At 73.7% G+C, this 19581-nt stretch carries 18 protein-coding genes and 1 pseudogene; 4 read left to right on the top strand and 15 right to left on the bottom strand.

Annotation, left to right across the window (positions count from 1 at the left end):
• Positions 1–58: 58 nt before the first annotated feature.
• The 3 genes from OJ254_RS22340 to OJ254_RS22330 form a co-directional block, all read right to left on the bottom strand.
• Entirely contained in the window at positions 59–559 is a 501-nt protein-coding gene (locus OJ254_RS22340; protein WP_042160224.1) for a hypothetical protein, read from the bottom strand.
• A gap of 101 nt (positions 560–660) precedes the next feature.
• Complete coding sequence (locus OJ254_RS22335) at positions 661–1056, bottom strand: ACT domain-containing protein (RefSeq protein WP_030411305.1); 396 nt, start codon at positions 1054–1056, stop codon at positions 661–663.
• 9 nt (positions 1057–1065) lie between these two features.
• Positions 1066–1674 (bottom strand): CGNR zinc finger domain-containing protein, encoded by a 609-nt coding sequence (locus tag OJ254_RS22330; RefSeq protein ID WP_265363758.1) that lies wholly within the window; start codon positions 1672–1674, stop codon positions 1066–1068.
• 157 nt (positions 1675–1831) lie between these two features.
• Between OJ254_RS22330 and OJ254_RS22325 the strand changes: the two genes are divergently transcribed.
• Together OJ254_RS22325 and OJ254_RS22320 are read left to right on the top strand one after the other, a co-directional pair.
• Complete coding sequence (locus OJ254_RS22325; protein ID WP_265363757.1) at positions 1832–2566, top strand: maleylpyruvate isomerase family mycothiol-dependent enzyme; 735 nt, start codon at positions 1832–1834, stop codon at positions 2564–2566.
• 90 nt (positions 2567–2656) lie between these two features.
• On the top strand, positions 2657–3385 hold the full coding sequence (locus OJ254_RS22320; RefSeq protein WP_265363756.1) for a leucine-rich repeat domain-containing protein: 729 nt from the start codon (positions 2657–2659) through the stop codon (positions 3383–3385).
• Between the two features lie 23 nt (positions 3386–3408).
• Here the strand turns inward: OJ254_RS22320 and OJ254_RS22315 are convergent, their stop codons facing one another.
• The 5 genes from OJ254_RS22315 to OJ254_RS22295 form a co-directional block, all read right to left on the bottom strand.
• Positions 3409–3648, bottom strand: a complete 240-nt coding sequence (locus OJ254_RS22315; protein ID WP_030798778.1) for a DUF397 domain-containing protein — start codon at positions 3646–3648, stop codon at positions 3409–3411.
• Between the two features lie 94 nt (positions 3649–3742).
• Positions 3743–4909: a thiolase domain-containing protein gene (locus tag OJ254_RS22310; RefSeq protein ID WP_265363755.1), complete on the bottom strand. Its 1167-nt coding sequence runs from the start codon at positions 4907–4909 to the stop codon at positions 3743–3745.
• Entirely contained in the window at positions 4906–5955 is a 1050-nt protein-coding gene (locus OJ254_RS22305; RefSeq protein ID WP_265363754.1) for a thiolase domain-containing protein, read from the bottom strand. Before OJ254_RS22305 ends, OJ254_RS22310 begins: the two co-directional genes overlap by 4 nt.
• Positions 5952–6920, bottom strand: a complete 969-nt coding sequence (locus OJ254_RS22300; RefSeq protein WP_265363753.1) for a Zn-ribbon domain-containing OB-fold protein — start codon at positions 6918–6920, stop codon at positions 5952–5954. Before OJ254_RS22300 ends, OJ254_RS22305 begins: the two co-directional genes overlap by 4 nt.
• A 15-nt stretch (positions 6921–6935) precedes the next feature.
• Entirely contained in the window at positions 6936–7736 is an 801-nt protein-coding gene (locus OJ254_RS22295) for a crotonase/enoyl-CoA hydratase family protein (RefSeq protein ID WP_265363752.1), read from the bottom strand.
• A gap of 190 nt (positions 7737–7926) precedes the next feature.
• On the opposite strand from OJ254_RS22295, the gene OJ254_RS22290 reads away from it, so the two are divergent.
• Positions 7927–9555, top strand: coding sequence for an acyl-CoA synthetase (locus tag OJ254_RS22290; RefSeq protein ID WP_265363751.1), 1629 nt, complete (start codon positions 7927–7929; stop codon positions 9553–9555).
• 53 nt (positions 9556–9608) lie between these two features.
• On the opposite strand, the gene OJ254_RS22285 is transcribed toward OJ254_RS22290, so the two are convergent.
• Both OJ254_RS22285 and OJ254_RS22280 read right to left on the bottom strand, forming a co-directional pair.
• The gene (locus OJ254_RS22285; protein WP_265363750.1) at positions 9609–10253 is read right to left on the bottom strand and encodes a chorismate mutase; all 645 of its coding nucleotides are present in this window, start codon (positions 10251–10253) and stop codon (positions 9609–9611) included.
• A 124-nt stretch (positions 10254–10377) separates the two neighbouring features.
• Positions 10378–11076, bottom strand: a complete 699-nt coding sequence (locus OJ254_RS22280; RefSeq protein ID WP_265363749.1) for an alpha/beta fold hydrolase — start codon at positions 11074–11076, stop codon at positions 10378–10380.
• A gap of 122 nt (positions 11077–11198) precedes the next feature.
• Between OJ254_RS22280 and paaK the strand changes: the two genes are divergently transcribed.
• Positions 11199–12527, top strand: coding sequence for a phenylacetate--CoA ligase PaaK (gene paaK, locus OJ254_RS22275; protein ID WP_265363748.1), 1329 nt, complete (start codon positions 11199–11201; stop codon positions 12525–12527).
• A 4-nt stretch (positions 12528–12531) separates the two neighbouring features.
• On the opposite strand, the gene OJ254_RS22270 is transcribed toward paaK, so the two are convergent.
• The 5 genes and pseudogenes from OJ254_RS22270 to OJ254_RS22250 all read right to left on the bottom strand — a co-directional run bounded on the left by OJ254_RS22270 (position 12532) and on the right by OJ254_RS22250 (position 19426).
• A complete protein-coding gene (locus OJ254_RS22270) occupies positions 12532–13332 on the bottom strand; it encodes a VOC family protein (protein WP_265363747.1) in 801 nt (266 codons plus the stop codon).
• Positions 13333–13503: 171 nt separating this feature from the next.
• Entirely contained in the window at positions 13504–15015 is a 1512-nt protein-coding gene (locus OJ254_RS22265; RefSeq protein ID WP_265363746.1) for an acyl-CoA synthetase, read from the bottom strand.
• A 41-nt stretch (positions 15016–15056) separates the two neighbouring features.
• Positions 15057–16613 carry an acyl-CoA synthetase gene (locus OJ254_RS22260; protein WP_265363745.1) on the bottom strand — a complete coding sequence of 519 codons (1557 nt, stop codon included), beginning with the start codon at positions 16611–16613 and terminating at the stop codon, positions 15057–15059.
• 19 nt (positions 16614–16632) lie between these two features.
• A complete protein-coding gene (locus tag OJ254_RS22255) occupies positions 16633–17736 on the bottom strand; it encodes an NAD(P)H-dependent flavin oxidoreductase (protein ID WP_265363744.1) in 1104 nt (367 codons plus the stop codon).
• A gap of 110 nt (positions 17737–17846) precedes the next feature.
• Positions 17847–19426: pseudogene (locus tag OJ254_RS22250) on the bottom strand (phytoene desaturase family protein).
• Positions 19427–19581 lie beyond the last annotated feature (155 nt).

Here is a 19581-nt window from a genome sequence, read left to right as displayed (position 1 = left end):
GCCGCGCCCGGCGGACGGGCTTCCGTCCGCCGGGCGCGGTCCGTTCGTGCGCGGGGTGTCAGCCCTGCTGGAAGAGTTCCGCCGGCAGCGGCTTGAGCAGCGCGTAGAGGTCGTCGGTGATCGGCCGGTCCCAGCTGGCGATGGTGACCAGGACGCCGTCGCTGCGGTCGAACTGGGCGCAGGAGATGCGGCTCTCGGAGCACTTGATGCGCTTGACGATCAGCAGGTTGTCGTCGTGCATCACGGGGGTGTCCTCGCTCTCGACGACCGTGACCGGTTCGTCGTTGCCGAGCGCGGCGAGCAGCTGGGCGACCTCGAAGGGCACCTGGTCGTCCTCCAGCTCGCGGGCCGGGGAGCCCTCCGGGAGGTTGCCGATGATCATCGCGGGGCCGCGGCCGCCGAAGAGGTCGTAGCGGAGGAAGACGCCCTGGCAGCTCCCGTCGGGTGCGGGCAGCAGCCCGGCGCCCAGATTGCCCGGCCAGTCCCCCGGGTCCATGGCGAGAACGTCGAAGTCGGGACCGGCGGGCGTGGCTGCGCTGCGGCGGCGGAGGAAGGACATGCCGCCATCGTACGTGGCCCGGCCGGGCCCGCCGCGCCGGACGTCGGGGTGCTGGGCGGCTCGCGGACGGGCCGGGCGGGCGGGGTGCGGGGCGGGCGGGTTCAGGCCCGTCCGGCCAGTTCACCGAGGCGGCGCAGTGCCTCGTCGGCCGCCTCGTGGGGCACGAAGAGGTGATCGTGGTGGAAGCCGGCGACGACGTTGCAGCTGAGGCCGGCGTCGGCGAGCGCGGTGGCGACGGCGGCGGTGAGCCCGACCGCGTCCAGTGCGGAGTGCACCCGCAGGGTGATCCAGCCGGCGACGTAGTCGTACGGCAGGCCGGTGCGGTCGGCTTCCTCCTGGCGCAGGACGAGGGTCAGTCCCTCGGGTTCGGCGACGGTGACGACCGGGGCGAGTCCGGCGGGGATCGCGCCGCGCACGGTCGTGAAGACGTACCGGCCCTCGTTCAGCTCGGGGCGCATCCCGCTCAGCAGGGTCACAAGGTCGCGTTCACCGGTCATGCCGCCACCTTACGAGGGGTCGCGCCGTCCTTCCTTGTGCCGCTCGTGGTGGCGGGCGACCCGGGCGCGGTTGCCGCAGGAGGGGCTGCACCATTCCTGGCGGGCGTGGTCCTTGACGAAGTAGCGGACGCAGCGCGGGGCGGGGCAGGCGCGCAGCCGGTCGCGGTCGGGGCCGGCGAGGAAGGTGAGGGCGGCGCGGGCCAGTGCGGCCGCGATCCGGTCGGCGGCGGGCGGGGTGCCGTGCGGGTGCAGCCGCAGTGCGGGCGGGGCGCCGGGCTCCCAGCTGAGCTGCGGGGAGGTGGGGACGAGGGCGGCGGCGGTGTTGAGCCGGTGCAGCGCGGTGTCCTCGGGGAGGAGCCGGTGGGCGTCGGCGGAGCTGGGCGGTCCGGGGCGGACGGCGCGGGCGAAGAGCGCGCGGACCGCGGCGCGCAGTTCGCGTACGGCGGTGTGCAGTGCCGGGTCGGCGGTGACGGGTTCGGCGGCGCAGTCGAGCAGGGCGGCCCGCTCGGCGATCCAGGTGGTGAGTCCGTCCGGGTCGGCCAGGTCGTCGGTGACACCGCCGTGGCCGTCGTGGCGGATGGTGACGGCGAGATCCAGTGCGAGCCGTGTTGCGGTCATGAGGCTAATGGTAACCTCACCGGCAACCATTAGGTCCGGAGGGGGAACCCCTGGGGAAAAGCTGCCCGCTGTCCGTCAACTGCGGTGCGGAGTCCAGGTGTTGAGCACCCGGTCGGCCCGCCTGCCGGACCGGCGAGCACTGGACGAAGGAGCTGCTGTGGCAGTGACGAAGGAACCCACCTTGTCGGCCGAGACCGTCCGGGAGGCGATCGAGGCGGGCCAGGAGCGGTTGCGGGCGCTGCTGCCCGGTCTGACGGAGGCCGCGGTGCGCGCACCGAGCGCGCTGCCCGGCTGGTCCCGCGCCCATGTCCTCGCGCACATCGAGGGCATCGCCCGGGCCACGGCCCGGCAGGCCCGGTACGCGCTGCGCGGTGAGCTGGTGGAGCTGTACGACGGCGGGCGCCCCGAGCGGGCGGCCGGGATCGAGGCCGGTGCGGTGCGGGACGCCGCGGCCCTCCGGGACGCGGTGGGCGCCGCGCTGGACGAGTCCGCGGCGGCCTGGGCGGCGGTCGGCCCGGCCGACTGGTCGCGCCCGGTGCGCTACCGGGACGGCGATCTGCGCACGGTGCAGTGGGCCTGGTGGCGGGAGCTGGAGATCCACACCGCGGACGCCCGGCTCGGCCTCGGCCCGCAGGACTGGTCGCACGGGCTCTGCCACCACCTGCTGAGCCATCTGGCGCCGCGCGCCCCGAAGGACGTGCACCTGGTGCTGGCGGCAACGGACGAGGCGTTCCGGCGGGAGTACGGTGCCACCGGCGCGCCGGAGGTGACCGTACGCGGCCACCTCACCGACCTGGCGGCCTGGCTGGCCGGGCGCGACCCGCACCGGGCGCTGGAGTGCCGCCGGTCGGATCGCCCCGCCGCGCTGCCGGAGCTGCTCGACTGGCCGTAGGGGAACGGGCCTCCGCCCCTCCGGCGTGCCGGCCGCGCCGCACCCTCCCCCGTCTTCGTCCTCGTCCTCGTCCTCCTGGAGGGACTCCGCATGCTCGCCTCGCCCCGCACGCTCAACTTCTGGAAGGCCGGGCTGAGTTCGGTGCCGCCCGAGGTGTGGCGGCGGGACGACTGGGAGGTGCTGATCCTCGCCGACAACGCGCTGACCTCGGTTCCGGGCGCGCTGGGCGGGCTGCGGGCGCTGCACACCCTCGACCTCGGCCACAACGCGCTGGCCGGGGTCCCCGAGGAGATCGGCGAGCTGACCGGGCTGACCCGCTACCTCTATCTGCACGACAACCGCCTCACCGCCCTGCCGGACGCCCTCGGCGGGCTGGACCGGCTGGGCTACCTCAACGTCGGCGAGAACCCGCTCGGCCGGCTGCCGGACACGCTGGGCGGGATGGCCGCGCTGGTCGAACTCCGGGCCCGGAAGGCCGGATTGACCGAGCTCCCGGCGTCGCTGGGGCGGCTCGGGCGGCTGCGTGAGCTGTGGCTGGGCGGCAATGCGCTCACCGGGCTGCCGGCGGGCGTCGACGCGCTGCAGGAGCTGCGGGTGCTGGAACTGCGCGACAACGCCCTGCCCGGTGTGCCGGGGGCGCTGCGCGCGCTCCCCCGGCTGGCCCGGGTCGATCTGCGCGGCAACCGGATCGCGGAGCTGCCGCGGTGGATCACCCGGCTCCCGTCGCTGGAGAAGCTGGATCTGCGCTGGAACGCCGTGGACGACGGTGCGGAGCCGGTCCGGGCGCTGCGCGCGAACGGGTGCGTGGTGCTCACCTGACGGCGGCCGCCCCGCCCCCGGGGCTACGTGAGGTCGAACTCCCCGTCGCGGGCGTCGAGGACGAAGGCGCGCCACTCGGCGGGGCTGAAGATCAGCGCCGGGATCTCCGGGCTGCGGCGGTTGCGCATCGCGATGTAGCCCTCGACGAAGGCGATCTGGACGTCGCCCACGCCCTGGCTGCTGGACTGCCACTCGGCCTGGGTCAGGTCGAGGTCGGGCCTGGGCCCGCCCGCGAGCCGCTGCTCGGTGATGCTGTCGGCCACGTCGCCGCTCCTCCCGGTCCGGTCGTCCGCGGTCAGCCTAACCACTGTGCCCGGGGACGGACAGAGGACGTGGCGGGGCGGGTCGGTGGTGCCGTCAGGTGGCGGGCGGTTCGGCGCCGACCAGCCACATGGAGAAGAACTGCGAGCCGCCGCCGTAGGCGTGCCCGAGGGCCCGGCGGGCGCCGTCGATCTGGTGCTCGCCCGCCCGGCCGCGCACCTGCAGGGCCGCCTCCGCGAAGCGGATCATGCCGGAGGCGCCGATCGGATTGGTGGACAGGACGCCGCCGGAGGGGTTCACCGGGAGATCGCCGTCGAGCTCGGTGACGCCGGACTCGGTGAGCTTCCAGCCCTCGCCCTCGTCGGCGAAGCCGAGGTTCTCCAGCCACATGGGTTCGTACCAGCTGAAGGGGACGTACATCTCCACCGCGTCGACCTGCCGGCGCGGGTCGGTGATGCCGGCCTGGTGGTAGACGTCGGCGGCGCAGTCCTTGCCGGCCTGCGGGGAGACGAAGTCCTTGCCGGCGAAGAGGGTGGGCTCGCTGCGCATCGCCCCGCCGTGCATCCAGGCCGGCGGGTGCGGGGCGCGCGCGGCACCGGCCCGGTCGGTGAGGATCATCGCGCAGGCGCCGTCGGAGGACGGGCAGGTCTCGGAGTAGCGGATCGGGTCCCAGAGCATGGGCGAGGCCTGGACCTTCTCCAGGGTGATGTCGTGCTCGTGGAGGTGGGCGTAGGGGTTCTTGAGGGCGTTGCGGCGGTCCTTGTAGGCGACGAGCGAGCCGACGGTGTCCGGGGCGCCGGTGCGGCGCATGTACGCGCGGACGTGCGGGGCGAAGAAGCCGCCGGCGCCGGCGAGGAGCGGCTGCTGGAAGGGGACCGGGAGCGACAGGCCCCACATCGCGTTGGATTCCGACTGCTTCTCGAAGGCCAGCGTCAGCACGGTGCCGTGGACGCGGGCCGCGACCAGGTTGGCGGCGACCAGCGCGGTGGAGCCGCCGACCGAACCCGCCGTGTGCACGCGCAGCATGGGCTTGCCCACCGCGCCGAGCGCGTCGGCGAGGTACAGCTCGGGCATCATCACGCCCTCGAAGAAGTCCGGCGCCTTGCCGATGACCACGGCGTCGATGTCGGCCCAGGTCAACTCGGCGTCCGTGAGCGCCTGTTGGGCCGCCTCCCGGACGAGTCCGGCGATCGACACGTCCCGCCGCGCCGCCACGTGCTTGGTCTGGCCGACTCCGACGACGGCCACGGGTTCCTTGCTCATCGCGGATCCCCTTCGAGTACGGCGACCAGGTTCTGTTGCAGACACGGGCCGGAGGTGGCGTGGGCGAGCGCCCGGTCCGACGCACCGCGGTGGATCGCGGCGGCGGCCTCACCGAGGCGGATGAGCCCCGCGGCCATGATCGGGTTGGCGGCGAGGGCGCCGCCGGACGGGTTCACCCGTACCTCGTCACCGAGCCGCAGGGCCTTGCGCAGCACGACCTCCTGCGAGGTGAAGGGCGCGTGCAACTCGGCGGAGTCCACGGGGCGTTCGAAGGCGCCGGCCTTCTCGGCGGCCAGGCGCGTGGAGGGCGAGTCGGTCAGGTCGCGGACGCCCAGGCCGTGCGCCTCGATGCGGTGGTCGATGCCGCGGATCCAGGCGGGCCGCGCGCACAGCTGACGGGCCCGCTCCCCCGCCGCGAGGATCACCGCGGCGGCCCCGTCGCCGATGGGCGGGCAGTCGCCGGTACGCAGCGGATGTACGAGGTAGTCGCCCTGCGGCACCGAACCCCTCAGCTGGGCACGGGGGTTGGCCTCGGCGTCCGCACGGCTGCGGGCCCCGATCGCGGCGAGGGCGGGCTCGTCCGTCTCGCCCGCGTCGATGAGCGCCTGCGCCTGGAGCGCGGCGAGCGCGACGGAGTCCGGCCACAGGGGCGCGACGTAGTACGGGTCGAGCTGGCGGGTCAGGACGTCGCGTACGGAGCCGGGCGAGGACTTGCCGTACGCGTAGACGAGGGCGGTGTCGGCGTCGCCGGTGAGCAGCTTCGTCCAGGCCTCGTACAGGGCCCAGGCGCCGTCCATCTCGACGTGCGACTCGGAGATCGGCGGCCAGGCGCCCACCCCGTCGAGGGCCATGGTGAAGGAGAAGGCGCGACCGGCGAGGTAGTCGGAGGAGCCGGAGCAGGTGAAGCCGATGTCGCTGGTCCGCAGGCCGGTCCGGTCGAGGACCTCGTGCAGCACCGGGAGGAGCATCTCCACCTCGGAGAGCTCGTCGCTGGTGCGCCGGTGGTCGGTCTGGGCGAAGGCGACGACCGCGATCTCACGGGTCACAGCAGCTCCTTGTAGGTGTCGTACTCCGCGTCGGGTTCACCGGTCGGCCGGTAGTGGTCGGGGTAGCGGCCCCCTTCGGTCCACACCGGCTCGACGCGCAGGCCCATCCGCACCTGGTCGTAGGGGATGCCGCCGATCCGGCCGTGCAACGCGAGGCCGGCGCCGTCGAGGGCGATGTGGGCGTAGACGTAGGGGACCTCGATGTCGAGATTCGCCGTGTGCGCAGCCTTGATGTTGACGATGCAGTAGGTGGTGACGGTGCCGCGCGGGCCCACCTCGACCTGTTCGGAGGTGGCGACGCCGCAGGTGGGGCAGGCGCCCCTGGGCGGGACGTAGACCTTGCGGCAGGAGGGGCAGCGTTCGCCCACGGTCCGCCGGCCGGAGAGGGCGTCGATGTAGCCGGACTGGGCGCGGCCGGGCGAGTAGACGTAGTCGAGGCGGGCGGGGGCGATGATGCCGGTGACCGGGTCCTCGAAGGTACCGGTGTGTCCCGTGGGTGCGGCCGGGTCGCCGTCGTACGGCTCGAAGCAGGCGAGGTCGGTGATGGCGCCGGTGCGTTCCTCCGCCCAGCGGACGCGGACCCGCATGCCGGTGTGCACCGCCTCGGGGCCGGGGGCGTCGAGGGCGTGCAGCAGGGCGGTGTCGGCGCCGTCGAGGCGGACCAGGACCCAGGCGAACGGGGTGCCGAGGGGCTGGCCGCGGCGGGGCTCGGGGTTCCAGGCCCAGGTGGTGACGGTGCCGGTGGGGGCTACTTCGACCAGGCCGCCGAGGCCGCCGGGGTCGCCGAGCTCCTCGGCGGTGACCGGGTCGTACTCGACCGGCGGGACCAGGGTGCGGCCGTCGCCGGTCCGCACGCCGAGGACGACGCGTTCGCGCAGGCCGGTGAGGAAGGCGCTCTGGACGGGGCCGAGGGAGCGGGTGAAGGGGAATTCGACGACGAGCGGGGCTTTGAGGACTGCGGGCATCGGTGGCTCCTCGGGTCAGGCGCGCTTGTACACGGGCGGCCGCTTCTCCGCGAAGGCGCGGGCGCCCTCCTTGGCGTCGGCGGTGTCGAAGACCGGCCAGCCGCGGGTGAGTTCGGCGGCGAGGCCGTCGGTCTCGGTCAGCTCCGCGGTCTCGTACACCGACGCCTTCACGGCCTCGACGGCGAGCGGGCCGCAGGCGTTGATCCGCTCGGCGATCTCCAGGGCCTCGGCGAGCGCGGTGCCGTCGGGGACGACATGGCCGATCAGGCCGATGCCGGCGGCCTCGCGGGCGGTGTAGGGGCGGCCGGTGAGCAGCATCTCCAGGGCGTGGGTGCGCGGGATCTGGCGCTGCAGGCGGACCGTCGAGCCGCCGATGGGGAACAGGCCGCGCCTGACCTCGAAGAGCCCGAAGGTGGCGGACTCCCCGGCGACCCGGATGTCGGTGCCCTGGAGGATCTCCGTGCCGCCCGCCACGCACGCCCCCTCGACGGCGGCGATCACCGGCTTGCGTGGGCGGTGGTGCCGCAGCATCGCCTTCCAGTGCAGGTCGGGGTCGGCGGTGAGCCGGTCGCGGTACTGCTGTCCCGTCATGCCCTTCCCGGCCAGGGCCTTGAGGTCCATCCCGGCGCAGAACGCTCCGCCGGCGCCGGTGAGCACGATCGAGCGGATCGCGTCGTCCTCGTCGGCCGCCAGCCAGCCGTCGTAGAGGCCGACGAGCATGGGGAGCGAGAGTGCGTTCTTGGCGTCGGGCCTGTTGAGCGTGAGCACCAGTGTGGCGCCTTCGCGCTGCACGGTGAGGTGTTCCGTCCCACCCATTGCGGTCTCCCGTCTGCAGGAACGAGAACAGGTTGCAGTAGCCGCACGGTGAGTTCAAGGCTTTTCTGACAGGTAGTCAGATTACTTGCGCCGGGCCCCTTCCCTGCTCCCGCCCGCGGCGCTCTAATGACCGCCGGGGTCCGGACCCGCGGGCCTCCCCTGCGCCGACGCCGCCCGGTCTGGAGGAGACGTGGAGTACAACCTTGCCGACCTCTTCGAGTCGATCGTGGACACCGTTCCCGACCGCGAGGCCCTGGTGTACCTCGACCACCCGGGGACCGGCGCGGAGCGGCGGCTGACCTACGCGGAGCTGGACCGCGCCGCCAACCGGCTGGCCCACCACCTCGCCGGCCGGGGCATCGGCCCCGGGGACCACGTCGGACTGCACCTCTACAACGGCGTCCCCTACCTCCAGGCGGTGTACGCCTGCCTGAAGATCCGCGCCGTGCCGGTGAACGTCAACTACCGCTATGTCGAAGAGGAGTTGGTGTACCTCTACCGGGACGCGGACCTGGTGGGACTGGTCTTCGACGCGGAGTTCACCGAGCGGGTGGCCGCCGCCCTGCCGCGGTCGCCGCGCCTGCGGCACCTGGTCCGGGTCGGCACCCCGCCGGAGGGCGCCCCCGAACCGGCCCTCGCGCCGGTCGCGCTCGCGGACGCCGAGGCGTCCGGCTCACCGGCGCGCGGCTTCGGGCCGCGCTCCGCCGACGACCAGGTCGTCATCTACACCGGCGGCACCACCGGTATGCCCAAGGGCGTGATGTGGCGGCACGAGGACCTCTTCTTCTCCGGCATGGGCGGCGGGGCGCCGACCGGTGATCCGGTCACCCGGCCGCAGGAGCTGGCCGAACGGGTCGCGGCCGGCGGCGAGGGGATCGTCTTCTTCCCCACTCCCCCGCTGATGCACGGTACCTCGACCCTGACCGCGTTCATCGCCTTCCACTTCGGCCAGAAGGTCGTCCTGCACCGCAAGTACGTGCCCGAGGAGGTGCTGCGGACCGTCGAACGGGAGCGGGTCACCAGCGTCTCGCTGGTGGGCGACGCGATGCTGCGCCCGCTCGTCGACGCGCTCGCCGGGCCGCTCAAGGGCACCGACTGCTCCTCGCTGTTCAGCGTCAGCAGCTCCGGCGCGATCCTCTCCGAGACCGTACGCGCCCAGTTCACCGCGCTGGTGCCGAACGTGGTGCTGCTCAACAACTTCGGCTCCTCGGAGTCCGGCTTCAACGGCACCGCCACCGACGACTCGGGCCCCGCCAAGGGGTTCCGGCTGCGGGTCAACTCCCGTACGGCCGTGGTGGATCCGGCGACCCGCGAGCCGGTGCCGGCCGGCGAGGTGGGCCGGCTCGCGCAGTGCGGTCACGTACCGCTGGGCTACTACAACGACCCGGCGAAGACCGCGGAGACCTTCTTCGAGGCGCGGGGCGACCGGTGGGTGCTGCTGGGCGACATGGCCACCGTCGACGAGGAGGGCATCGTCACCGTCCTCGGCCGGGGCTCGCAGTGCATCAACTCCGGGGGCGAGAAGGTCTATCCGGAGGAGGTCGAGCAGGCCCTGAAGGCCCATCCGGACGTCTACGACGCGCTGGTGGCGGGCGTCCCGGACGACCGGTGGGGCAACCGGGTCGCGGCGGTGGTGCAACTCCGCGACGGCAGCGCCCCGTTGGACCTGGCCGCCCTCCAGGACCACTGCCGGACCCGGCTGGCCGGCTACAAGGTCCCGCGCGCGGTGGTCTTCACCGACCACATCCAGCGCTCCCCGAGCGGCAAGGCCGACTACCGCTGGGCGAAGGCGGTGGCGGCCGGCGAACGGGCGGTGTGAGGGCCGCGGGGCGTCCGCCCGGGCCGTCCTCCCGCCGGTGTGCGGGCCGCCGTTCAGCCGGCCGCCCCGCACACCGACGCCAGCGAGCGGGCCAGCGCCACGGTGTGCAGCGGGTCCAGGTGGCGTGCGTGGCGCACCCGGGCGCCGGCCACGGTCAGCAGCGGGCGGCAGGACGGTGCGGAGCGGGCCGGCGCGGAGGCGGCGATGGCGCGCACCAGTTCCGCGTTGATGCGGTTGATCTCCTTGCGGACCTCGTCGAGGTCGGGGCGCTCGGCCGGGGCCTGGGCGGGATCGGCGTCCCAGCGGTGGTGCAGTCCGCGCTGCACGATCTTGTTGGCCTCGATCTGGTCCCGGAAGATCCGCACCGTCGCGGCCGGGTCGGCGCCGAGCTGCCGGGCCTGCTCCGCCACCGCGTCCAGCACCTGCTGCTCGCGGGCCGGATCGTCGATCGGGCTGCCGGTGCCCCACTTCGCCGCGGCCACCAGGTCCCCGGTGGCCAGCCGCTCCGCGGACAGCGCGGCGAGCGGGCGGAGCCGGTCGTACGGGGAGTGCGCCCGGACGGCGGCCGGGGCCGCGGGGGCGGGGGCCGCGGGGGCGGGGGCGGCGGGTGCCGCGACGGCGCCGCCGGCCCCGGTGAACAGCAGGGTCGCGGCGGCGCCGGCGATCAGCGCACGGCGCATCGAACGGGTCGGCTGCACGGTCGGCCTTTCTCGAACCTCGGGCCGGCCGGCGGGAGTTCGCACGGCGGGCCGTACGCGGGGAGGCGTACGGCCGCGAGCCTAAGGGACGGGCGCGCCCGCCGTCCCGGGTCCGCGCGGCCGGCTACCGCGGGGCCGGCAGGAACGAGGTGACCGCGGCGAGGAATTCGCCCGGGCGCTCCTCGTGGACGAGATGGCCGGCGCCCTCGACGGTCACCAGGCTGGCGTCGGGGATCACGTCGGCCATCTCGGCGAGCTGTTCCTGCGGGATGTGGCTGGTGGGGCCGCCGGCGATGACGAGGGTGGGGGCGGTGATCCGCGGCAGGCACTCCCACCACTGCGGGTCGGGGGCGTTGCGTTCGGCCACCACCGCGGTCTTGGCCCGCCAGTCGAACGCCTGCGGGCCGGCCGGCTGCTCCGGTGCCTCCTGCGGTGGGGCGGCGGGGAGCGGTGGGGCGGCCTCCTCCAGGACCAGCCGGTCCACCAGCTCGGGCCGGTCGGCGGCCACCAGCAGGGCGGTCAGGGCGCCGGCCGAGTGACCGATGAGGGTCACCCGCTTCAGCCCGAGCGCCTGGAGGAAGCCGATCGCGTCGTCCCGCCAGCGGGCGAAGCCGTACTCCCCCGGCCAGTCGCTGCTCCCGTGGCCGCGCTGGTCGAGGGCGAAGACCCGGTGGGTGCCGGCGAGCCGGCCGACCACGCCGCGCCAGTCCTCGCCGTCCTCGCCGAGGCAGTGCAGCAGCACGACCGGGGGCGCGTCCTCCTCTCCCCACACCCGGTATGCCAGCCGAACGTCACCTACCTGCACTTTCCGGACGTCACTCATGCGCTGGACGCTACCCGGGGGCCGGCTGCGCCACGCCCCTTGACGTGTTCGCCGCGCGCTGATTACTTGGATCAGCATGCAGCTACCGAATGATCGGTAGGGAGATGAGGCGGTGACACTCCATGCCGGAAGCGGCCACGGGCGGGGCGACGGACAGCACGGCGTTCGACGACGCGGAACGGCTCTCGCCGGACGCCCTGCGGGACCTCCAGCTGACCCGGCTGCGCGCCTCGTTGCGCCACGCCTATGAGCACGTGCCCTACTACCGCGCGGCGTTCGACCGCGCCGGGGTGCGCCCCGAGGACTGCCGGACCCTCGGTGACCTGGCCCGCTTCCCGTTCACGGTCAAGGACGATCTGCGCGCGCAGTACCCCTTCGGGATGTTCGCGGTCCCCAAGGAGGAGGTGCGGCGCCTCCACGCCTCCAGCGGCACCACCGGCCGCCCGACCGTGGTCGGCTACACCGAACGCGACCTCGCCCACTGGGCGGACGTGGTCGCCCGCTCGATCCGCGCGGCCGGCGGCCGGCCCGGCCACACGATCCACATCGCCTACGGCTACGGGCTGTTCACCGGCGGGCTGGGCGCGCACTACGGCGCGGAGCGGCTGGGCTGCACGGTCGTCCCGGCGTCCGGCGGGATGACCGGCCGGCAGGTGCAGATCATCCAGGACTTCCGGCCCGAGATCATCATGGTCACGCCGTCGTACATGCTCACCCTGCTGGACGAGTTCGAGCGGCAGGGCATCGATCCGCGGTCGACCTCGCTGAAGGTCGGCATCTTCGGTGCCGAGCCCTGGACCGAGCAGATGCGCCGGGAGATCGAGGAGCGGTTCGCGATCGACGCCGTGGACATCTACGGGCTGTCGGAGGTGATGGGCCCGGGGGTCGCCCAGGAGTGCGTGGAGACCAAGGACGGGCTGCACATCTGGGAGGACCACTTCTATCCGGAGGTGGTCGACCCGCTCACCGGCGAGGTGCTGCCGGACGGTGAGCACGGCGAGCTGGTCTTCACCTCGCTCACCAAGGAGGCGATGCCGGTCGTCCGCTACCGCACCCGCGATCTGACCCGGCTGCTGCCGGGCACCGCCCGGCCGGCCTTCCGCCGGATGGAGAAGATCACCGGGCGCTGCGACGACATGATCATTCTGCGTGGGGTCAATCTCTTCCCGGCGCAGATCGAGGAGATCGTGCTGCGCACGCCCGGTGTCGCCCCGCACTTCCAGCTGAGGCTCACCCGCGAGGGCCGGATGGACCATCTGACCGTACGCGCCGAGGCCCGCCCCGGTGCCACCCCCGAGGCGCGCACGGCGGCCGTGGGGCTGATCGCACGCGGGGTCAAGGAGGGGATCGGGGTCTCGGTCGCCGTGGAGATCGTCGATCCGGAGACGCTGGAACGCTCGGTCGGCAAGATCAAGCGGATCGTGGACGCCCGGCCGCGGGACCCCGCCTGACCGCTCAGGTCATCTCCGGGTCCCCCTTGATCAGGGCGAACGGCGCGCCGGCCGGGTCCGTCACCATCGCGAGCCGGCCGATGCCGGGGGCGCTGACCGGCGGGATGAGGACCGTGGCGCCGTGGTCGAGGGCGGCGGCGAAGGTCGCGTCGCAGTCGGTCACGCCGAAGTACGGGTGCCACTCCGAGGCCGAGCCGGCCGCCAGGTTCTCCTCCGCCAGCTGCATCACGCCGCCCTGGCCGGTGTCCTCGCCCTCGCCGCCGCCCGGCGAGGAGACGATCGAGTAGAACCGGTCGCCGCCCATCGGCAGGTCCTGGAAGCTCCAGGAGAACACCGAGCGGTAGAAGCCCTTCGCCGCGGCCACGTCGGTGGTGTAGAGCTCCGTCCAGCACAGCGTGTTCGGCTCCATGACCAGCTCCAGGCCCGGGACGTCACCGGGCTGCCAGACCGCGAAATCGGCGCCGGTCGGATCGGTGTACGCGGCCAGCCGGCCGGCCGTGAAGACGTCCATCGGCGGGACCCGCACCGCGCCGCCGGCCTGCTCCACCGCCTTGGTCGTGGCGTCCGCGTCGCCGGTGTGGAAGTACGCCGTCCACGCCGGGCTCGCGCCCTCCTCGGTGAGCGGGCCGACGGCGCCGACGGTCTTCCCGTCGAGCTGGAAGAAGCCGTAGCCGCCGGACTCCGGGCCGGCGGACTGCACGCGCCAGCCGAAGACGGCGGAGTAGAAGGCGACGGCGGCGTCGACATCGGGCGTCCCCAGGTCGAGCCAGTTGGGGGTGCCGGGGACGTAACGGGTGGTCAGCATGGTGTCCTCCGTCGTGCGGAACGAGACGTGCCGTGCGGAACGAGACGTGCAGGGCCGTCGGCCGGCTGTTCTCCGGCCACGTTTTCAGGATGGCAGGGGGCACTGACAGTCGCCCTCCGCGCGCCGCCCGGCGCGTCCCGCCCCCGCTCGCCGCGTCCCGCCCCGCCCGGCTCAGGACGCCGCGAACCGTTCCCGGAGCTCCCGTTTGAGGACCTTGCCACTGGCGTTGCGCGGCAAGGCGTCCACGAACACCACCCGTTTGGGGGCCTTGAACGGCGCGAGCCGGGCCCGGGCCGCCTCGATCAGCTCCTGTTCGCCGACCATGTCCCCGCCCGGACACCGTACGACCACGGCGGTCACCGCCTCGATCCAGCGCTCGTCGGGCAGCCCGATGACCGCGACCTCGGCCACCTGGGGGTGGGCGTAGAGCGCGTCCTCCACCTGGCGCGAGGCGACCAGTACGCCACCGGAGTTGATGACGTCCTTGACCCGGTCCACGACGGTGAAATAGCCCTCCGCGTCCCGGACGGCCAGGTCCCCGGAGTGGAACCAGCCGTCGCGGAACGCCTCGGTGGTCTCCTCGGGCTTGTCCCAGTAGCCGGTGCACAGCTGCGGGGAGCGGTAGACGACCTCGCCGGGGGTGCCGTCGGGCACCTCGCGGCCCGACTCGTCGACCACCCGCGCCTCGACGAACAGCACCGGGCGCCCGCAGGAGTCCAACCGGCCCTCGTGCTCGTCCGGTCCCAGCACGGTGGCCAGCGGGCCGATCTCGCTCTGCCCGAAGCAGTTGTAGAAGGCCAGCCCGGGCAGCCGGGCGCGGAGCCGTTCGAGGACCGGCACCGGCATGATCGAGGCGCCGTAGTACGCCTTGCGCAGGGCGCTCAGGTCACGGTGGGCGAACCCGGGGTGCTGCGACAGGCCGATCCACACCGTGGGCGGTGCGAACAGGCTGTCCGCCCGGCCCGCCGCGACCAGGTCGAGGATCCGCTCGGGGTCGGGCGCGTCGAGGATCGTGTTCTCCGCGCCGACCGCCAGGTAGGGCAGCAGGAAGACGTGCAGCTGCGCGGAGTGGTAGAGCGGCAGGGAGTGGACCGGGCGGTCGCTCTCCTTCAGGTCCAGGGCGGTGATCGCGCTGACGTACTCGTGCACCAGGGCGCGGTGGGTCATCATCGCGCCCTTGGGCAGTGCGGTGGTGCCGGAGGTGTAGAGGAGCTGGACCAGGTCGTCTGCGTCCGGCGCCGCGGGTTCCGGGTCCGCGGGCGCGGTGCGCAGCCGGGCCAGCAGCGCGTCGTCGGTGTCGCGCAGCGGCAGGACCCGCGCGGAGTCCGGCAGCCGCCCGGCGAGCTGCGGATCGGCGAGGACGAGGGAGCTGCCGGACTGCTCGACGAGGTAGCGCAGTTCGTCGCCGGTGAGGTGGTGGTTCATGGGGACGTGGACGAGTCCGGCGCGGGCGCAGCCGAGGAAGCCGATGAGGTAGGCGTCGGAGTTGTGGCCGTAGGACCCGACCCGGTCGCCGGGGCGCAGTCCCGTCCCGCGGAGCACCGCGGCCGCGGCCGACACGGCCTCGTCGAGTTCCCGGTAGGTCCAGGTCCGGTCGCCGTACCGGACCGCGGTGCGGTGCGGCACCCGCCGGGCGCTCCGCCGCAGGATCCCGTCCACCGTGCTGCTGCGCACATCAGTCATGGCGGGATCCTGCGGGCGGCCCGGTGCGAGGTCAAGTACCGCTACACGGCGCGCTCCCGGCCCTCCCAGTAGGGGTCCCGGAGCCTGCGCTTGTAGAGCTTGCCGTTGGGGTCGCGGGGCATGACGGCGATGAAGTCGACCGACTTGGGCCGTTTGTAGCCGGCGAGTTGGCGCTCGCAGTGCGCCAGGATGTCGGCGGCGAGAGCGGGCCCGGGCTCATGGCCCTCGGCGGGTTCGACGACGGCCTTGACCTCCTCGCCCCAGTCGTCGTGCGGGATGCCGAAGGCCGCGGCGTCGGCGACGGCGGGGTGGCCGAGCAGGGCGGATTCGATCTCGGCCGGGTAGATGTTCACCCCGCCCGAGATGATCATGTCGATCTTGCGGTCACGGAGGAAGAGGTAGCCGTCCTCGTCGAGGTAGCCGAGGTCGCCGACGGTGAAGAAGTCCCCGATCCGGTTCTTCCGGGTCTTGCCCTCGTCCTTGTGGTAGCGAAAGCCGCCGGTGGTCATCTTCATGTAGACGGTGCCGAGTTCGCCGGGCGGCAGGCGGTTGCCGTCGTCGTCGAAGACGGCCAGTTCGCTGATCGGCCAGGCCCGGCCGACCGTTCCGGGTTTCTTCAGCCAGTCCTCGGCGGTCGCGAAGGCGCCGCCGCCCTCGCTCGCCGCGTAGTACTCCTCGACACAGCCGCCCCACCAGTCGATCATGGCGCGTTTGACGTGGTCGGGGCAGGGCGCGGCGCCGTGGATGGCGTGCCGCAGCGCGCTCACGTCGTAGGCCGCCCGGGTCGCCGCGGGGAGCGCGAGCAGCCGGTGGAACTGGGTGGGCACCATGTGGGTGTGGGTGCAGCGGTGCCGGTCGATCAGGGCCAGCATGCCCTCGGGGGTCCATTTGTCCATCAGGACGACGCGGTGGCCGAGGTGCAGCGAGGCGCCGGCGAACTGCAGGACGGCCGTGTGGTAGAGCGGCGAGCAGACCAGGTGGACGTTGCCGTCGAACGGCTTGATGCCGAAGATGCCGAGGAATCCGCCGAGATGGGCCTGCTCGGGCGGGGTGCCGGGCAGCGGGCGGCGGATGCCGCGCGGCCGGCCGGTGGTGCCGGAGGTGTAGTTCATCACCCAGCCCAGCGTCCGGCCGTCGGGCGCGGACTCCGGCTGTCCGTCGAGCAGTTCGCGGTACGGCCGGAACCCGTCCGCCGTGCCGACCAGATAGCGCCGGGCGGCCGGCAGTTCCGCCTCGTCCGCCGCCTGCCGGGCCGCGTCGGCGAACCGCTCGTGCGCGATCAGCACCTTCGCCCCGGAGTCGGCGACGATCCAGGCGATCTCCGGACCGACCAGGTGGTGGTTGACCGGGACGAGGTAGAAGCCGGCCTGGGACGCGGCGAGGTAGGCGGTGAAGAACTCCACGCCGTTGGGGAGGACCACGGCGAAGGCGTCGCCGCGCTCCAGGCCGGCCGCGCGCAGCCCGTGGACCAGCCGGTTGCTCGCGGCGTGCAGCCGGCCCGCGGTCCACTCCTCGCCGTCCGGAGCGATCAGCACCGTGCGGTCCGGGTCGGCGGCGGCCTGGGCCCAGAAACCTTTGGGCGGTGGGGAGTTGGTCATTCCGCTGTCCTCCTCGGGTTCATGCGCGTCCGGCGATGCGGTTGATGCGGTCGATGGCCCGCTCGAAGCCGCGGGTGAGGTCGTCGAAGACGGCCTGGACGCTGCGTTCGCTGTTCATCCGGCCGACGATCTGGCCGACCGGGGTGCCCAGCAGCGGCTCGACCTCGTGCCGCTGGATGCGGGAGTTCGCCTCGGCGACCAGCAGTCCCTGCAGCGGCATCGGCAGCGCGCCGGGTCCGGCCGGGTCGTCCCAGGCGTCGGTCCACTCGGTGCGCAGCTGACGGGCGGGTTTGCCGGTCAGGGCGCGGGAGCGGACGGTGTCGCCCGGGCCGGCGGCGAGCAGTTTGGCGGTCAGCCGCCGGGAGTGGAGTTCGGCCTCCCGGGTGGTCAGCCAGATCGAACCGAGCCAGACGCCCTGGGCGCCCAGGGCGAGTCCGGCGGCGATCTGCTCGCCGCTGCCGATGCCGCCGGCCGCGAGCACCGGCAGCGGGTCGACGGCGGCCACCACCTCGGGGGTGAGGACCATGGTGGCGATCTCGCCGGTGTGTCCGCCGGCCTCGTAGCCCTGGGCGACGACGATGTCGATCCCGGCGGCCTGGTGGTGCCGGGCGTGCCGGGGGCTGCCGGCCAGCGCGGCGACCGGGATGCCGTGGTCGTGGGCGCGTTGGACGACGTCCGGGGGCGGTGAGCCGAGGGCGTTGGCGAGCAGCTTGATGGGGTAGTCGAAGGCCACGTCGAGCTGGGTGCGGGCGACCTCTTCCATCCAGCCGGTGATCCGCCAGCCGGACGCCTCGCCCTCGGCGAGCGGCGGTACGCCGTGTTTGTCGAGGAGTCCGTCGACGAACCGGCGGTGCCCGTCCGGGATCATCGCCTCGACGTCGGCCTCGCTGACGCCCGCCACCTTCTTGGCGGGCATCACCACGTCGAGCCCGTACGGCAGCCCGTCGGTGTGCTCCTGCATCCAGTCGAGGTCGCGGGCGAGGGCGTCCGGCGCGGTGTAGCGGACCGCGCCGAGCACCCCGAACCCGCCGGCCCGGGTGATCGCCGCGGCGACCGCGGGGAAGGGGGTGAACCCGAAGACGGCGTGCTCCGCGCCCAGCCTGTTGCTCAGCTCCGTCTGCATGCGCGCAGGATGCCGCAGGGCGCCGTGCGAGGGAAGAGATTTTCTGATGCTGCGTCAGAAAACTGCCAGGGGACCGGGCCGGCCCGGGATCCCCGCGCCTTCTCGGGCCGTCACACCCTGCTTGAGCACCGTTCCTCCAGCACCGCCATCGCCGCGTTGTGGCCGGGGATGCCGCTCACGCCGCCGCCGCGCACCGCGCCCGCGCCGCACAGGAGGACGGCGTCGTGGCCGGTGGCCACCCCCCAGCGCGCCGCCGCGCCGGCCGGAACCTCCGGGTCCGCGTACGGGAACGCCAGCTCGCGGTGGAAGATGTTGCCGCCCGGCAGGCCGAGTTCACGGTCCAGGTCGAGCGGGGACTTGGCCTCGACGCAGGGGCGGCCGTCGGCGTCCAGGGCGAGGCAGTCGGCGAGGGGTTCGGCGAGGTGGGTCTCCAGTTCGGCGAGGGTGGCCGCCAGGAGGCGGTCGCGGGTGGCGGCCTTCTCGGCGGAGTCGTCGGCGAACAGCCGCGCGGGGTGTGCAGGCCGAAGAGGGTGAGCGTCTGGTAGCCGCGGCGGACCAGGTCGGCGCCGAGGATGGACGGGTCGGTCAGCGAGTGGCAGTAGATCTCGGAGGGCGGGGCGGCGGGCAGGCTGCCGGCGGCGGCCTGCTGATAGGCCCGTTCCAGCTGGTCGTAACCCTCGGCGACGTGGAAGGTGCCGGAGAAGGCCTCGCGCGGGTCCACTCCGGTGTCGCGGAGGCGGGGCAGCCGGGTGAGCAGCATGTTCACCTTGAGCTGGGCGCCCTCGGCGGGCGGCGGCGGGGCCTCGCCGAGGAGGCGGGCGAGTTCCCTGGGCGAGGCGCCCACCAGGACCCGGCGGGCGCCGATCGTGCCCCGCTCGCAGGTGACCTCGGCGGTGCGGCCGTCGGTGGCGAGGGCGGTCACCGGGCAGCCGGTGACGATCTCCGCGCCGGCCCGGCGGGCGGCGTCGGCCAGGGCGTCGGTGAGGGCACCCATGCCGCCGAGGGGGACGTCCCAGTCGCCGGTGCCGCCGCCGATGACGTGGTAGAGGAAGCAGCGGTTCTGGCGCAGGGACGGGTCGTGGGCGGTGGCGAAGGTGCCGATGAGGGCGTCGGTGAGGACCACCCCGCGCACCAGGTCGTCGCTGAAGGTCTCCTCGACCAGCTCGCCCAGGGGCCGCTCGAAGACGGCGTGCCAGGTGGCGTCGTCGTCGACCCGGGCGCGCAGCGCGGCGCGGGTGGGCAGCGGTTCGGTGAGGGTGGGGAAGACCCGCTCGGCGAGCCGGCGGGTGGTGCCGTAGAAGCGCTCCCAGGCAGCGAACTCCCGGTCGGATCCGGTGAGTTCGGCGAAGGAGCGGCGGGTGCGGGCCTCGCCGCCGCCGACCAGGAGGCCGGTGGGGCGGCCGTGGCGCACCACGGGGGTGTAGGAGGAGACGGTGCGCTTGCGGACCGCGAAGCGCAGCCCGAGGTCCCGCACGATCTTCGGCGGCAGCAGGCTGACGAGGTAGGAGTAGCGGGACAGCCGGGCGTCGACACCGGTGAAGGCCCGGGTCGACACGGCGGCACCACCGGTGTGGTCCAGCCGCTCCAGCACCAGCACGCTGAGTCCGGCGCGTGCGAGATAGGCGGCGGCCACCAGTCCGTTGTGCCCGCCACCGACGATGACCGCGTCGTACGAAGTCCGTTCCGGCATGCCCTTGGTAGCACGCGGTGATCGCGGAGGCCAGGTGCACGCGGCTGAAACCTCCACTCCTGGCGGTGCGGCTTCTTGACCGGGTCCGGGGCTGCTCCTAGCGTCCGGCCGTGCTCCACCTCGGCACCGCCCCGGCTGTCCCCCGTCAGGCCGTC

The organism is Streptomyces endophytica (genome assembly GCF_026153355.1).
GTDB lineage: Bacteria > Actinomycetota > Actinomycetes > Streptomycetales > Streptomycetaceae > Streptomyces > Streptomyces endophytica.
The sequence above is the reverse complement of the archived record's forward strand: the minus strand, read 5'-3'. Positions and strand labels throughout refer to the sequence as shown.

Excerpts from the sequence above, each read along its gene's own strand:
- OJ254_RS22310 (WP_265363755.1), bottom strand. The coding sequence starts at position 4,909 with ATGAGCAAGGAACCCGTGGCCGTCGTCGGAGTCGGCCAGACCAAGCAC.
- OJ254_RS22330 (WP_265363758.1), bottom strand. The coding sequence starts at position 1,674 with ATGACCGCAACACGGCTCGCACTGGATCTCGCCGTCACCATCCGCCAC.
- OJ254_RS22300 (WP_265363753.1), bottom strand. The coding sequence starts at position 6,920 with ATGCCCGCAGTCCTCAAAGCCCCGCTCGTCGTCGAATTCCCCTTCACC.
- OJ254_RS22340 (WP_042160224.1), bottom strand. The coding sequence starts at position 559 with ATGTCCTTCCTCCGCCGCCGCAGCGCAGCCACGCCCGCCGGTCCCGAC.
- OJ254_RS22270 (WP_265363747.1), bottom strand. The coding sequence starts at position 13,332 with ATGCTGACCACCCGTTACGTCCCCGGCACCCCCAACTGGCTCGACCTG.
- OJ254_RS22260 (WP_265363745.1), bottom strand. The coding sequence starts at position 16,613 with ATGACCAACTCCCCACCGCCCAAAGGTTTCTGGGCCCAGGCCGCCGCC.
- OJ254_RS22295 (WP_265363752.1), bottom strand. The coding sequence starts at position 7,736 with ATGGGTGGGACGGAACACCTCACCGTGCAGCGCGAAGGCGCCACACTG.
- OJ254_RS22320 (WP_265363756.1), top strand. The coding sequence starts at position 2,657 with ATGCTCGCCTCGCCCCGCACGCTCAACTTCTGGAAGGCCGGGCTGAGT.
- OJ254_RS22280 (WP_265363749.1), bottom strand. The coding sequence starts at position 11,076 with ATGAGTGACGTCCGGAAAGTGCAGGTAGGTGACGTTCGGCTGGCATAC.
- OJ254_RS22255 (WP_265363744.1), bottom strand. The coding sequence starts at position 17,736 with ATGCAGACGGAGCTGAGCAACAGGCTGGGCGCGGAGCACGCCGTCTTC.
- OJ254_RS22335 (WP_030411305.1), bottom strand. The coding sequence starts at position 1,056 with ATGACCGGTGAACGCGACCTTGTGACCCTGCTGAGCGGGATGCGCCCC.
- OJ254_RS22265 (WP_265363746.1), bottom strand. The coding sequence starts at position 15,015 with ATGACTGATGTGCGCAGCAGCACGGTGGACGGGATCCTGCGGCGGAGC.
- paaK (WP_265363748.1), top strand. The coding sequence starts at position 11,199 with ATGCCGGAAGCGGCCACGGGCGGGGCGACGGACAGCACGGCGTTCGAC.